The organism is Pseudoxanthomonas sp. J31, from assembly GCF_000510725.1.
Taxonomy (GTDB): Bacteria; Pseudomonadota; Gammaproteobacteria; order Xanthomonadales; family Xanthomonadaceae; genus Pseudoxanthomonas.
Genome location: NZ_AZNZ01000001.1, coordinates 716271 through 728296, shown reverse-complemented (window position 1 = coordinate 728296; position 12026 = coordinate 716271). Strand labels below are relative to the sequence as shown.

Here is a 12026-nt window from a genome sequence, read left to right as displayed (position 1 = left end):
GCCGACCACGGCTTCCGCGTCGTCGCCCATGACCGCCGCGGCCACGGCCGTTCCAGCCAGCCGTGGGACGGCAACGACATGGACCACTACGCCGACGACCTGGCCGCGGTGATCGAGGCCCTGGACCTGCGCGACGCCACCCTGGTCGGCTTCTCCACCGGCGGTGGCGAGGTCGCGCGCTACATCGGCCGCCACGGCACCTCGCGGGTGAAGAAGGTCGCGCTGGTGGGCGCGGTGACCCCGTTCATGCTGAAGACCGCGGACAACCCGGAAGGCATCCCGCAGGACGTGTTCGACGGCTTCCGCGCCGCGGCCCGGGCCAACCGCTCGCAGCAGTACCTGGATATCGCCTCCGGCCCGTTCTTCGGCTTCAACCGCCCGGGTGCCAAGCCCAACCAGGGCCTGATCCAGTCGTTCTGGGCGCAGGGCATGCAGGGCGGCCACAAGAACACCTACGACTCGATCGCCGCGTTCTCGGCCACCGACTTCCGCGATGACCTCAAGAAGTTCGACGTGCCGACCCTGGTGATCCATGGCGAGGACGACCAGGTCGTGCCGGTGGAGATCTCCGCCAAGGCGGTGCCGAAGTACGTGAAGCACGCCCGGGTGAAGCTGTACCCCGGCGGCCCGCACGGCATCACCGATACGCACCAGGACCAGCTCAACCAGGACCTGCTGGACTTCCTGCGCGAGTGAGGCCGGATGCAGTCGCCTGCCCCCTCCCGCGGGAGGGGGCTGCCGGGAGGGTCGGCATGCCAGCGTCCGCTGCGCGCCGGCCCTCACCCTTCCCCATGGCGCGGGGAAACACCCGCCTTCACGCCGGGCGGCGCAGGATGAATTCGAGGTCGCGCACCCGGCCGACCGGGAATTCGTAGGTGCCGACGCGTTCGAAGCCGCGGCGGGCATAGAAGCGCTGCGCGCCGTGGTTCTCCGACCACACCCCGATCCACAGGGTGCGCGGGCCGTCGCGCAGCAGCCAGCGCTCGGCCTCGGCGAACAGGCGCCCGCCCCAGCCGGCGTCCTGGTACGGGGCAAGCACGTAGAGCCGCTTCAGCTCGCCATCGCCGGGGGCAACTTCCGGGTGCGGCAGGCCGCAGGGCCCGGCGGCGGCATGGCCGACCGCGACCCCGTCGTCCTCCAGCAGCCATACCGCATAGCCGGGCTGGGCCAGGATCGTGGCCTGCCGTTCCACGGCGTAGGCGTCGCGCAGGAAGGCGTCCAGGTCCTCCGGCGGGTAGAGATGGCCGAAGGTCTCGGTGAAGGTGCGCGCGCACAGCGACGACAGGGTCGCCGCGTCAGCCACCTTCGCGCGCCGGATCGACAGGCTCACTCGTCCTCGTCTTCCTCTTCCTCGTCGAGGTCCTCGTCGTCGAGGTCGTCCTCGTCCTCTTCTTCCTCGTCCTCGTCGTACTCGTAGTCGTCCTCGCCGAAGTCCTCGCCGTCCCAGCGGCCCTCAGGGTCGGGGACGAAGGCCAGGGCCATGGCCGCCGGCGAGGTGCCGCTGCGCACCAGCCAGCCGCCGAACACGCGGGCGCGCTCGGTCACCAGGGCAGGGTCGGAACCCTCGTTGCCCAGGCGTTCCCACTCAAGCGAAAAAGCGAACTCGGTCATCTCCAGACTCCTCGGGGAGGGCACTTCGGTAGGCGGCGCGGCCCGCGGCCGCGCCGGTGGACGGGGATGGCCGCGCGCCACACGGCGCGCGGCCGCGGGTCACTTCGACAGCGACTCCTCCCGGACCTTCACGTGCACCTCGGCCAGCTGCTCGGCCGGGATCGGCGACGGCGCGCCGGTCATCAGGCACTGCGCGGTGGTGGTCTTGGGGAACGGGATCACGTCGCGGATCGACTCGGTACCGGCCATCAGCGCGGCGATGCGGTCGATGCCGAAGGCGATGCCGCCGTGCGGCGGGGCGCCGTACTTGAGCGCGTCCAGCAGGAAGCCGAACTTGGCCTGCGCCTCCTCGGCGCCGATGCCCAGCAGCTCGAACACCGCGCTCTGCATCTCCGGGCGGTGGATGCGGATCGAGCCGCCGCCGATCTCGTTGCCGTTGAGCACCATGTCGTAGCCGCGCGAGACCGCGGTCCTGGCGTGCGCGCGCAGCTCGGCGATGTCGTCCACGGCCGGGGCGGTGAACGGGTGGTGCAGGGCCACGTAGCGCTGCTCCTCCTCGTCCCACTCGAACATCGGGAAGTCGGTGACCCACAGCGGGCGCCAGCCCTCGGCGACCAGGCCGAAGTCCTTGCCGGCCTTCAGGCGCAGCGCGCCCATGAAGTCGGAGACCTTGTTGTAGGCGCCGGCGCCGAAGAACACGATGTCGCCGTTGCCGGCGCCAACATGCCTGGTAAGCGCGGCGAATGCGTCCTCGCTGAAGAACTTCTGGATCGGCGAGGAGATCGCGCCGGCCTCGTCGATCTTGATGTAGGCCAGGCCCTTGGCGCCGAACTTGGCGGCGTGGGCGGCGTACTCGTCGATCTGCTTGCGGCTCAGCTTCGCGCCGCCGGGGATGCGCAGCGCGGCCACGCGGCCATCCGGGTCATTGGCCGGGCCGGTGAATACCGCGAACTGGCTGTCGCGGACCAGTTCGGCCACGTCCACCAGCTCCAGGTCGATGCGCAGGTCCGGCTTGTCCGAGCCGTAGCGGCGCATGGCCTCGGCCCAGGTCATGCGCGGGAACGGGTCGGCCAGGTCCACCCCGGCCACTTCCTTGAACACCGCGCGGATCATGCCCTCGACGAAGTCCTGCACGTCGCGCTCGCGCACGAAGGCGAACTCCATGTCCAGCTGGGTGAACTCCAGCTGGCGGTCGGCGCGCAGGGCCTCGTCGCGGAAGCAGCGCGCGATCTGGTAGTAGCGGTCGAAGCCCGCGATCATCAGGATCTGCTTGAACAGCTGCGGGCTCTGCGGCAGGGCGTAGAACTCGCCCGGGTGCATGCGCGCCGGCACCAGGAAGTCGCGCGCGCCCTCCGGGGTGGCCTTGGTCAGGATCGGGGTCTCGATGTCCTGGAAGCCGCGTTCGTCCAGGTAGCGGCGCAGGGCCTGCACCAGGCGGATGCGGGTGCGCTGCATGCGCTGCATCTCCGGACGGCGCAGGTCCAGGTAGCGGTAGCGCAGGCGCACTTCCTCGGAGGGGTTCTCGTGCGCGTGGAACGGCAGCGGCGCGGCCTTGTTGAGGATGGTGATGCGGGTGGCGATCACCTCGACCTTGCCGGTGCGGATCTTGTCGTTGACCGCGTGGCGGGCGCGCACGACGCCCTCGACCTGGATCACGTCCTCGTAGCCGAGCGAGGCGGCCACGGCGAAGACCTCGGCATTGTCGGGCTCGACCGTGACCTGGACGATGCCTTCGTGGTCGCGCAGGTCGATGAAGCACACGCCGCCGAGGTTGCGGGCGACGTCGGTCCAGCCGGCGAGGGTGATGGTCTGGCCGATCAGCGATTCGTCGACCAGGCCGCAGTAATGGGTACGCATGCAGGCTCCGCGAGTGGGGCAACCGCCCGGAAGAGGCGGAAAGCGGCGATTTTACCCTCTCGCCCCGACCCCGCGGCACGCCGGCCGGGAAGGCCGCCCCATGGCCGGGTGGTGCGGGCGCCGAAACATTCTGTTCAGGAATGTGCGGGCAGGTTCGGCGTCGAGTCACGACACAAGGTGCCCCGATGAGCATGACACCCCTGCATGACACGCCGAAGACGGCTCCGGCCGGGCAAACGGGCGCTGGCGCATGACGGGGGTGCTGCTGGTCGCGGCACTGGCGGCACTGGCCGCGCTGGTGGTGGCCTCGCCACGGCTGGCGCGGACCAAGGCCGCGCTGCTGGCCGCCCTGCTGGTCGCGCTGAGCCTGTGGTGGCTGGTGGACCAGCTCAGCGGCGACGGCGTGGACGCGGCGACCCTGTACCACCTCTCCAGCGGCATCGAGGGCGCCGGGGTAGCCGATTTCAGCGGCCCGCTGGCCATTGCCGCGGTGCTGGTGCTGCTGTCACTGCTGCTGCCGGCCTGGCTGGCGCGGTATGCCCGCCGGCGCCCGGTCCCGCCGCGCCCGCCGGTGGTGTTCCCGGTTTTCGCCGCCACCTTCCTGGTCGCGGCCCTGGCCAGCCCGCTGGCCCGCGACGCCTGGCGCCTGTACCAGCACAGCCGGCCGGTGGACGCGGCCCAGGTCGCGGCCGAGTACGTGGTCCCGGACCGCCCGCTGCGACAGCGCCGCAACATCGTCTGGATCTACGCCGAGAGCCTCGAGCGCACCTATTTCGACGAGACCGTGTTCCCCGGCCTGGTGCCCAACCTCCGCCGGCTGGCGGGCGAGGCCCTGGACTTCCGCGACGTGGCCTCACCGCCCGGCACCGGCTGGACCATCGCCGGGATGGTGGCCTCGCTGTGCGGGGTGCCGCTGACCGCCGCGCGCGGCGACGAGAACAGCATGGGCCGGATGGAGCAGTTCCTGCCTGGCGCGCACTGCCTCAGCGACTACCTCGCCCAGCAGGGCTACGCCCTGCACTTCAGCGGCGGCGCCGACTCGGCCTTCGCCGCCAAGGACCGGTTCCTGGCCAGCCACGGCTTCGCCACGGTCAAGGACCAGGCCTGGTTCCGCCAGCGCGGGGTGGCGAAGAAGCACTTCTCCAGCTGGGGCGTGCACGACGACGTGCTGCTGGACAGCGTGTACGAAGACTTCCAGCGCCTGTCCCGGGCCGGCACGCCGTTCATGCTCACCGCCCTGACCATGGACACCCACCACCCGGCCGGGCACCTGCCGCGCTCCTGCAGCGACGTGCGCTACGACAGCCCGCACGGCGACATCGGCCTGCTGCGCGCGATCGCCTGCAGCGACCGCCTGATCGGGCGCCTGGTCGAGCGCATCCGCAGCAGTCCCTGGGCGGACGACACCCTGGTGGTGATCGCCTCCGACCACCTGGCCATGCCCAACGACCTGTCCGACGTGCTGGCCGGAATGAAGCGCGAGAACCTGCTGCTGTTCCTCGGCAGCGGCCATGAACCGCGCCAGGTCGCCACCGCCGGCACCACCCTGGACACCGGCGCCACCCTGCTGCAGCTGCTGGACCCGGAGCTGGGCGCGCTGGGCTTCGGCCGCTCGCTGCTGGGCGATCCGGCGCTACCGGGCGCCAGCGTGGCCGCGCGCCGCGACCCGGAGCGCTACCCCCTGTACCTGGGCTTCGCCCGCCAGCTGTGGACCGGCAGCGAGACCCGCACCCTGCGGGTGGAGGACGACCGCGTGGTGGCCGGGGTACAGCGCATCCGCCCGCCGGTGATGCTGGAGTACGACCAGGGCTGGAACATCGCCTCGATCGTGCTGGAGGATGCGCCGCGGCAGTTCGCCCAGCGCGATCCGGACAACATCCTGGCCTACGTCGACCGCTGCACCGCCTTCCTCGACGAGCCCGGCAAGGGCGAGTGGTGCGCGCTGGTGGTGGACCGCAACAACGCCCTGACCCTCTATTCGGAAGCCGAGCTGCAACAGGGCATCCAGGTCGACGCACCGCTGCAGGAAGCCGCCGACGCCCGCCCGCGGCCACGCCGCGCGCTGACCGTGGCGCGCCAGGAGCGGCCGATGCAGCCCGGCCAGTACCAGTTGCGGATGCAGGCGCGCAACCTGCCCTCGCATTCGTTCTGGCTGGAGGCGGTGTCCGACGACGGCACCGTGGTCCGCGCGCGCGAGTGGGTGCAGGTCGACCCCGGCCGCCCCGGGCAGCAGATCCGCCTGCCGCTGTGGCTGGACTCGAGGGTGGACCAGCTGGTGATCCGCGCCTGGCTGGACTACACCGAGGAGATGGAGGTGGAACGCGTGGCGGTGGTGCCGGCCCGCAGCGGCCGCGGCCGCGGCTGAAGCGCAGGTCGGGCGGCGTTAAGCACCTGCCCGGCAAATTCCCGCCACTTCCCGGATGCTGCATGCAAGGAGTTGCAATGAGCCGAGTCCCCGCCTTCGCCCTGGCGCTATGCCTGGGCCTGGCCTCCAGCCTGCCCGCCGCAGCGCGCGGTCCGGTCGAGGACCTGCGTACGCTGCCGCCGGCGCAGCGGGTCGAGCTGATCGAGCGCGAGTACGCCGCGCAGTCGCGCGGGCGCGCCATCCCGGACGACCAGCTGGCCTTCTACCTGGAGCAGGTCGAGCGCGGCTGGGGCATGGGCCAGGTGCGCGCGGACATCTCCGGCTCCCTGCGCGGCCAGGGCAACCGCCGCTGGAACGGCTCCAGCTGGGCCGGCGCCACCGTGGTCTGCTCCAGCAACGAGCGTCGCCGGCGCGAATGCCGCACCCCGTTCAACGGCCGCCCGGTGCTGGTGGAGAACATCTCCGGCACGCGCTGCATCGAAGGCCGCAATTTCGGCGGCGGCGGCGGCACCATGTGGGTCGACGATGGCTGTCGTGGACGCTTCGCCGAAGGCCGCGGCGGCTGGAACGGCGGCGGCACCGGCGAACTGGTGCGCTGCGAGAGCCAGGACAACAAGCGCCGGACCTGCGCCATCAACGGCCGCGCGGTGCTGGTGCGGCAGCTGTCGAAGACCGCCTGCGTGGAAGGCCGCACCTGGGGCCAGCGCGGCAACAGCCTGTGGGTGGACGACGGCTGCCGCGCCGAATTCTCCGTCGCCCGCGGCCCGGCGCCGGGCCATCGCCCGGGTCCGCCCGGCACCAGCGATTACAGCATGACCTGCAGCAGCGAGAACAAGCGCCGCCGCACCTGCGACTGGGATCGCCGCCGCGGACGCCCGGTGCTGGTGCAGCAGCTGTCCAGCACCCGCTGCGAGGAAGGCCGCACCTGGGGCTGGACCGGCAATTCGGTCTGGGTGGATGGCGGGTGCCGGGCGAGGTTTGGGGTGCGCTGACTGGAGCGGGATTGGCGATTCGTGATTCGTGATTCGTGATTCGTGATTGGTGATTGGTGATTGGAAACTTGTCACCAATCACCCGTCCGGAATCACCGCTCACGTGCCAAACAGCTGCCCGATCCCCAGGGTCACCACCGCGGCGACCAGCCAGACGGCGACCCGGCGGATCAGGGCGGGATCGGCGCTGTTGGCGGGCCGGGCACGGCCGAAGCCGACCACGAACACGTGCAGCGGCAGGGCGATCACCAGCACGAAGGCCAGTACCCAGTAAAGGCTGTCGTCGCCCAGGCGCGGCCACAGTACGGCCATCACCAGGGCCGAGACGATCCCGGCCACGGCGGCGGTGACCGGCGACGGCGTGATCTGCATGCTTCCCCTCCCCTTCGTGGTCCTGGCGCCGATCATGACCGCCGCGCCGCCGTGGCGCGAGCCAGACCATCGACGCATGGCCGACCGGACCGGGTGGGGACTGCGGGATGCAAGGACGGGCCTGGCGCGTACCAGGCCCGGGAACCGATCCTCCGGGGGCCGGCGGCGCGGCGCCCCGGGACGCCGCGCTCAGCTGGTCGCGGTAGCGTTGGAGGAGCTGCTGGCGGACGAGCCCGAGGAGCCGGAGCCGCCGTCGCCCTTGTCGGCGAGGTTGCGCTTCTTGTCGCCGTCCTTCTTGAAGTCGGTCTCGTACCAGCCGCCGCCGGCAAGGCGGAACGACGGCGCGGTCACCTGGCGGCGGACCTGGCCCGGCGCGTTGCAGGAGGGGCAGACCTCCGGATCGGCATCGGACAGCTTCTGCAGGCGGTCGAAGGCATGACCGCAGGCAGCGCACTGGAAGGCGTAGATGGGCATGGCACACACGCGATGGGAAAAACCAGGTCCGCTATGGGGATGCCTATTCACGTTTTCAAGGGCCGCCTGCCCCGGGCAGCGGTCCGCCCCCAGCCGGGGCGCAGCCCGGGTCGGCGCTCCCCTGGACCCCAACGCCGGCAAACCCGCGGCCGATGCCGGCCACGCGCGCCCCGGCCGCCTGGCCCCGGCCCGCGCCCCTGGCCGTCCCGGTCAGCAGGCGTAGCCCGGGCAAGCGTGGCGCACGCCCGTGACCGTCCGGCGCCGGATCCGCGGCACCGCTGCTCCGCCCCGTCCGTACGCTCAGGCCGCCGCGATCGACGCCACCGCCAGCTGCCCCGCCCGCGCCAGCACCGCGTCGCGGGCGGCGCTGTCGACCCGGGAGCCCTCCAGATAGGCGGCCACCACCCAGGGGCTGCCGCCGGCCAGCGGCCACAGCACGGCCACGTCGTTGCGGATGTCGGTGCCGTTGCTGCCGGTCCTGTCGCCAACCCGCCACTCCGGGCCGATCCCGGCCCGCAGGCAGTCGTCGCCGGTGGTGTTGTCGATCAGCCAGTCGGCCAGCTGCAGGCGCGAGGCCGGGGCCAGCACCGCGCCGGCCACGCAGCGGCGCAGGCTGGTGGCCATCGCGCGCGGGCTGGTGGTATCGCGCGGGTCGCCGGGGACGAAGCCATTCATTTCCGGCTCCAGGCGGTCGCTGCGGGTGACCGTGTCGCCCAGGCCGCGCAGGAACGCGGTCAGCGCCGCAGGCCCGCCGATCCGCGCGAACAGCAGGTTGGCCGCGGTGTTGTCGCTGATGGTCACGATGGCCCGGCACAGGTCGCGCACGCCCAGGTCCTTGCCCACGTGGCGGCGGGTGACCGGGGCATGCGGGACCAGGTCGGCCGCGCGCACCGGCAGGCGTTCGTCCAGGTCCAGCGCGCCGCGATCGGCCCGTGCCAGCACCGCCGCGGCCAGCAACGCCTTGAACGTGCTGCACATCGGGAAACGCTCGTCCGCGCGGTGCCCGGCCAGGTAGCGGCCATTGCCGGCCTCGAGCACCGCCACGCCCAGCCGGCCCTGGCTGGCCGCCTCCAGCGCGGCGAAGTCCGGTGCGGCGGCAATGCGTGCCCGCGTCCTGTCGCCGGCGGCCGCGCTCGCGGGGACGGCGGCGCGGGCCAGTGCCGGCATGGCCAGCATGGACGCGGCGGCCAGGCCGGCGGACTGCAGGAAACTGCGGCGGTCGGGCATGGATCGATCCTCCTCGGGGGTGGGAGCCGAGTATGGGCAGGGCCGGCGACGGGCCACCATCGCAAGTTTTCGGGAACAGCCATTAGCTGTCCTTGTGGCGCCGTGCAGGTTCCCGGCACTGCCGTGGTCGGCGCCCGCCTTGCAGACCTGCACGGATGCCGGGGCGGCTACCGGCCCGGGACACCGCGCCGGTCCAGCTGCGGTAGCCTCGGCCGTCCACTTCACTTCCGTCCGCGATGCCACGCCCGCCGCTCCCGCTCAACGCGCTGCGTGCCTTCGAGGCCGCCGCCCGCCACCAGAACCTGACCCGCGCCGCGCTGGAGCTGTGCGTGAGCCAGGCCGCGCTGAGCCACCAGATCCGTACCCTCGAGCAGCGCCTGGGCGTGGCCCTGTTCCACCGCCTGCCGCGCGGGGTGGCGCTGACCGAGGAGGGCGCGGCGCTGTACCCGGTGCTGCAGGACGCGTTCGACCGCATCGCCGAGGGCATGCAGCGCTTCCTCGGCGCGCAGGGCAGGCAGGTGCTGACCGTGGGCGCGGTGGCGACCTTCGCCGCCGGCTGGCTGCTGCCGCGGCTGCCGGCGTTCGAGGCCGCGCACCCGGACATCGAACTGCGGGTGCAGACCCACAACAACCGCATCGACCTGGCCAGCGAGGGCCTGGACCTGGCGATCCGCTTCGGCGACGGCGACTGGCAGGGCCAGGCCTGCACTCCGGTGCTGGATACCCCGTTCGCGCCGCTGTGCGCGCCGCAGCTGGCCGAGCGCCTGCGCGGGCCCGGCGACCTGGCCGGCGTGCCGCTGCTGCGCTCCTACCGCGCCGACGAATGGCCGCGCTGGCTGGGCGCCGCCGGCGTTGCCGGCGTGGAGGCGCGGGGGCCGGTGTTCGATTCCTCGCTGGCGCTGGCCGCCGCGGCCGCCGCCGGCACCGGCGTGGCCCTGCTGCCGCTGCGCCTGTTCGCGCGCGAGCGGGGCGAGGGCCGGCTGCTGCAGCCGTTCGCGCAGACCGTGGACCTGGGCCGCTACTGGCTGACCCGGCTGCGCTCGCGCGCCGAGCGCGAGCCGGCGCGGCGGTTCCGGCTGTGGCTGGAGGAACAGGGCCGGGCCGCGGAGTAAGCGGCCGGAGGGCGGGCGCACGACCGCGCCCAGGCCTTCAATCCAGCATTTCCAGCCAGGCCTGCTCGGCCTGCTCCAGGCGCGCGGCCAGGGCCTCGCGGTCGCGGGCCAGGGCGGCCAGGCGCGCCGGGTCGGACATGTTGGCCGGATCGGCCAGCTGCGCGTCCACCTCGGCCAGCTGGGCCTCGAGCTCGGCGACCTTCTTCTCGGCGGCGGCCAGCTTGACCGGGTTGGCCGGCTTCTTCGCCGGCGCCGGCGGAGGCGCGGCCGCCGCCGGCGCGGGTGCCGGCGCCGCTTCCTGCTCCAGGCGCGCGCGGGTGCCCTGCGCCACCGGGCGGGTGCGCAGCCACGCCGCATAGTCGTCCAGGTCGCCGGCGAACGGCTCGACCACGCCGTCGGCCACGCGCCAGAAACTGTCGCAGACCAGGCCGATCAGGTGGCGGTCGTGGCTGACCATCACGATCGCACCGTCGAAGTCGGCCAGCGCCTCGGCCAGCGCCTCGCGCATTTCCAGGTCCAGGTGGTTGGTCGGCTCGTCCAGCAGCAGCACGTTGGGCTGCTGCCAGGCGATCAGGGCCAGGGCCAGGCGCGCGCGCTCGCCGCCGGAGAAGCCGTCCACCGGCTCGAAGGCGCGGTCGCCGGGGAAGTTCCACTTGCCGAGGAAGTCGCGGAAGGCCTGGGTCGGCGCGTCCGGCGAGAGTTCGCGGAAGTGGTCGATCGGCGACTGCCCCTCGCGCAGCGACTCCACCGTGTGCTGGGCGAAGTAGCCGATCCGCAGGTCCGGGTGCGCGTTGCGCTCGCCGGCCAGCGGCGGCAGTTCGCCGACCAGGGTGCGCACCAGGGTGGTCTTGCCGGCGCCGTTGGGGCCAAGCAGGCCAATGCGGTCGCCGGCCTCCAGGCCGAAGCCGACGTCCCTGAGGATCACCGCGGGCTGGCCGCCACTGCCCGGCTCGGGCGGATAGCCGCACTGCGCGTCCTGCAGCCGGATCAGCGAATGCGGCAGGCGGCTGGGCGAGGCGAATTCGATCGTGAACTCGCGCTCCACCCGCACCGCCTCGGTGCCGGCCAGCTTGGCCAGGCGCTTCATCCGGCTCTGCGCCTGGCGCGCCTTGGAGGCCTTGGCCTTGAAGCGGTCGATGAAGCTCTGCAGGTGGGCGCGCTCGGCCTGCTCCTTCTCGAATGCGATCTGCTGCTGGCGCAGCTGCTCGGCACGCTGGCGCTCGAAGTCGGTGTAGCCGCCCACGTACAGCTTCGCGTTGCCGCCGTGCAGGTGCAGGGTGTGGGTGGCGACGTTGTCCAGGAACTCGCGGTCGTGGGAGATCAACAGCAAGGTACCGGGGTACTTCAGTAGCCACTGCTCCAGCCAGTAGACCGCGTCCAGGTCCAGGTGGTTGGTCGGCTCGTCCAGTAGCAGCAGGTCCGAGGGCATCATCAGCGCGCGCGCCAGGTTCAGGCGCACGCGCCAGCCGCCGGAGAACGAGGCCACCGGGCGGCGGTGGGTCTCGGCCGGGAAACCCAGGCCGTGCAGCAGGCGCCCGGCGCGGGCCTCGGCGTCGTAGCCGTTGAGCTCGGCCAGCTTCTGGTGCGCCGCGGCCACGGCCTCCCAGTCCTCGCGGGCGTTGGCCTCGGCCTCCTCGCGCAGTACCTTGGCGATGACCTCGTCGCCGGAAAGCACGAAATCCAGCGCCGGCTCCGGCAACGCCGGCGTCTCCTGCGCCACCGAGGCGATGCGCAGCCTGCCGGGCAGGTCGACGTCGCCCTTGTCGGGCTCCAGCTCGCCGCGGATGGCGGCGAACAGGCTGGACTTGCCGGTGCCGTTGCGTCCGACCACGCCCACCCGGTAGCCCGCGTGCAGGGCCAGGTCGACGTTCGACAGCAGCAGGCGCTCGCCGCGGCGCAGCGCGAAGTTGCGCAGGGAAATCATCGGACGGAGGACTTAGAACGAAAGGGAATGTGCAGATGGCCAGGCATCCTGCGACGTCCATTCTACGTTAACGAATACTTGACATCCCAGCG

11 protein-coding genes are annotated in these 12026 nt (G+C 72.3%); 4 read left to right on the top strand and 7 right to left on the bottom strand.

Going from position 1 to position 12026, the window contains the following annotated elements:
* Window positions 1-696: alpha/beta hydrolase (locus PSEJ31_RS0103285; protein WP_028914641.1), on the top strand; the 696-nt coding region annotated here is incomplete at its 5' end.
* Between the two features lie 118 nt (window positions 697-814).
* Here PSEJ31_RS0103285 and PSEJ31_RS0103280 read toward each other — a convergent pair.
* From PSEJ31_RS0103280 to aspS, 3 genes are all read right to left on the bottom strand, one after another.
* On the bottom strand, window positions 815-1330 hold the full coding sequence (locus tag PSEJ31_RS0103280; protein WP_028914640.1) for a GNAT family N-acetyltransferase: 516 nt from the start codon (window positions 1328-1330) through the stop codon (window positions 815-817).
* A complete protein-coding gene (locus PSEJ31_RS0103275; RefSeq protein WP_028914639.1) occupies window positions 1327-1611 on the bottom strand; it encodes a hypothetical protein in 285 nt (94 codons plus the stop codon). Before PSEJ31_RS0103275 ends, PSEJ31_RS0103280 begins: the two co-directional genes overlap by 4 nt.
* Before the next feature lie 99 nt (window positions 1612-1710).
* Window positions 1711-3468, bottom strand: a complete 1758-nt coding sequence (gene aspS / locus PSEJ31_RS0103270) for an aspartate--tRNA ligase (protein ID WP_028914638.1) — start codon at window positions 3466-3468, stop codon at window positions 1711-1713.
* 250 nt (window positions 3469-3718) lie between these two features.
* Here aspS and PSEJ31_RS0103265 point away from each other — a divergent pair, with 250 nt between their 5' ends.
* Window positions 3719-5833 carry a phosphoglycerol transferase I gene (locus PSEJ31_RS0103265; protein WP_028914637.1) on the top strand — a complete coding sequence of 705 codons (2115 nt, stop codon included), beginning with the start codon at window positions 3719-3721 and terminating at the stop codon, window positions 5831-5833.
* Window positions 5834-5910: 77 nt separating this feature from the next.
* The gene (locus tag PSEJ31_RS0103260) at window positions 5911-6825 is read left to right on the top strand and encodes a DUF3011 domain-containing protein (protein ID WP_028914636.1); all 915 of its coding nucleotides are present in this window, start codon (window positions 5911-5913) and stop codon (window positions 6823-6825) included.
* 99 nt (window positions 6826-6924) lie between these two features.
* Here the strand turns inward: PSEJ31_RS0103260 and PSEJ31_RS0103255 are convergent, their stop codons facing one another.
* The 3 genes from PSEJ31_RS0103255 to bla form a co-directional block, all read right to left on the bottom strand.
* Entirely contained in the window at window positions 6925-7197 is a 273-nt protein-coding gene (locus PSEJ31_RS0103255; protein WP_019397110.1) for a hypothetical protein, read from the bottom strand.
* A gap of 189 nt (window positions 7198-7386) precedes the next feature.
* Complete coding sequence (locus PSEJ31_RS0103250; RefSeq protein ID WP_019397109.1) at window positions 7387-7671, bottom strand: zinc ribbon domain-containing protein; 285 nt, start codon at window positions 7669-7671, stop codon at window positions 7387-7389.
* 300 nt (window positions 7672-7971) lie between these two features.
* Window positions 7972-8898 carry a class A beta-lactamase gene (gene bla / locus PSEJ31_RS0103245; RefSeq protein WP_028914635.1) on the bottom strand — a complete coding sequence of 309 codons (927 nt, stop codon included), beginning with the start codon at window positions 8896-8898 and terminating at the stop codon, window positions 7972-7974.
* Window positions 8899-9134: 236 nt separating this feature from the next.
* Here bla and PSEJ31_RS0103240 point away from each other — a divergent pair, with 236 nt between their 5' ends.
* Entirely contained in the window at window positions 9135-10010 is an 876-nt protein-coding gene (locus PSEJ31_RS0103240; RefSeq protein ID WP_028914634.1) for a LysR substrate-binding domain-containing protein, read from the top strand.
* Between the two features lie 37 nt (window positions 10011-10047).
* On the opposite strand, the gene PSEJ31_RS0103235 is transcribed toward PSEJ31_RS0103240, so the two are convergent.
* The gene (locus tag PSEJ31_RS0103235) at window positions 10048-11934 is read right to left on the bottom strand and encodes an ABC-F family ATP-binding cassette domain-containing protein (protein ID WP_019397106.1); all 1887 of its coding nucleotides are present in this window, start codon (window positions 11932-11934) and stop codon (window positions 10048-10050) included.
* Window positions 11935-12026 lie beyond the last annotated feature (92 nt).

Coding starts and splice junctions, on each gene's coding strand:
- PSEJ31_RS0103255 (WP_019397110.1), bottom strand. CDS start 7,197: ATGCAGATCACGCCGTCGCCGGTCACCGCCGCCGTGGCCGGGATCGTC.
- PSEJ31_RS0103235 (WP_019397106.1), bottom strand. CDS start 11,934: ATGATTTCCCTGCGCAACTTCGCGCTGCGCCGCGGCGAGCGCCTGCTG.
- PSEJ31_RS0103265 (WP_028914637.1), top strand. CDS start 3,719: ATGACGGGGGTGCTGCTGGTCGCGGCACTGGCGGCACTGGCCGCGCTG.
- PSEJ31_RS0103275 (WP_028914639.1), bottom strand. CDS start 1,611: ATGACCGAGTTCGCTTTTTCGCTTGAGTGGGAACGCCTGGGCAACGAG.
- PSEJ31_RS0103250 (WP_019397109.1), bottom strand. CDS start 7,671: ATGCCCATCTACGCCTTCCAGTGCGCTGCCTGCGGTCATGCCTTCGAC.
- aspS (WP_028914638.1), bottom strand. CDS start 3,468: ATGCGTACCCATTACTGCGGCCTGGTCGACGAATCGCTGATCGGCCAG.
- bla (WP_028914635.1), bottom strand. CDS start 8,898: ATGCCCGACCGCCGCAGTTTCCTGCAGTCCGCCGGCCTGGCCGCCGCG.
- PSEJ31_RS0103240 (WP_028914634.1), top strand. CDS start 9,135: ATGCCACGCCCGCCGCTCCCGCTCAACGCGCTGCGTGCCTTCGAGGCC.
- PSEJ31_RS0103260 (WP_028914636.1), top strand. CDS start 5,911: ATGAGCCGAGTCCCCGCCTTCGCCCTGGCGCTATGCCTGGGCCTGGCC.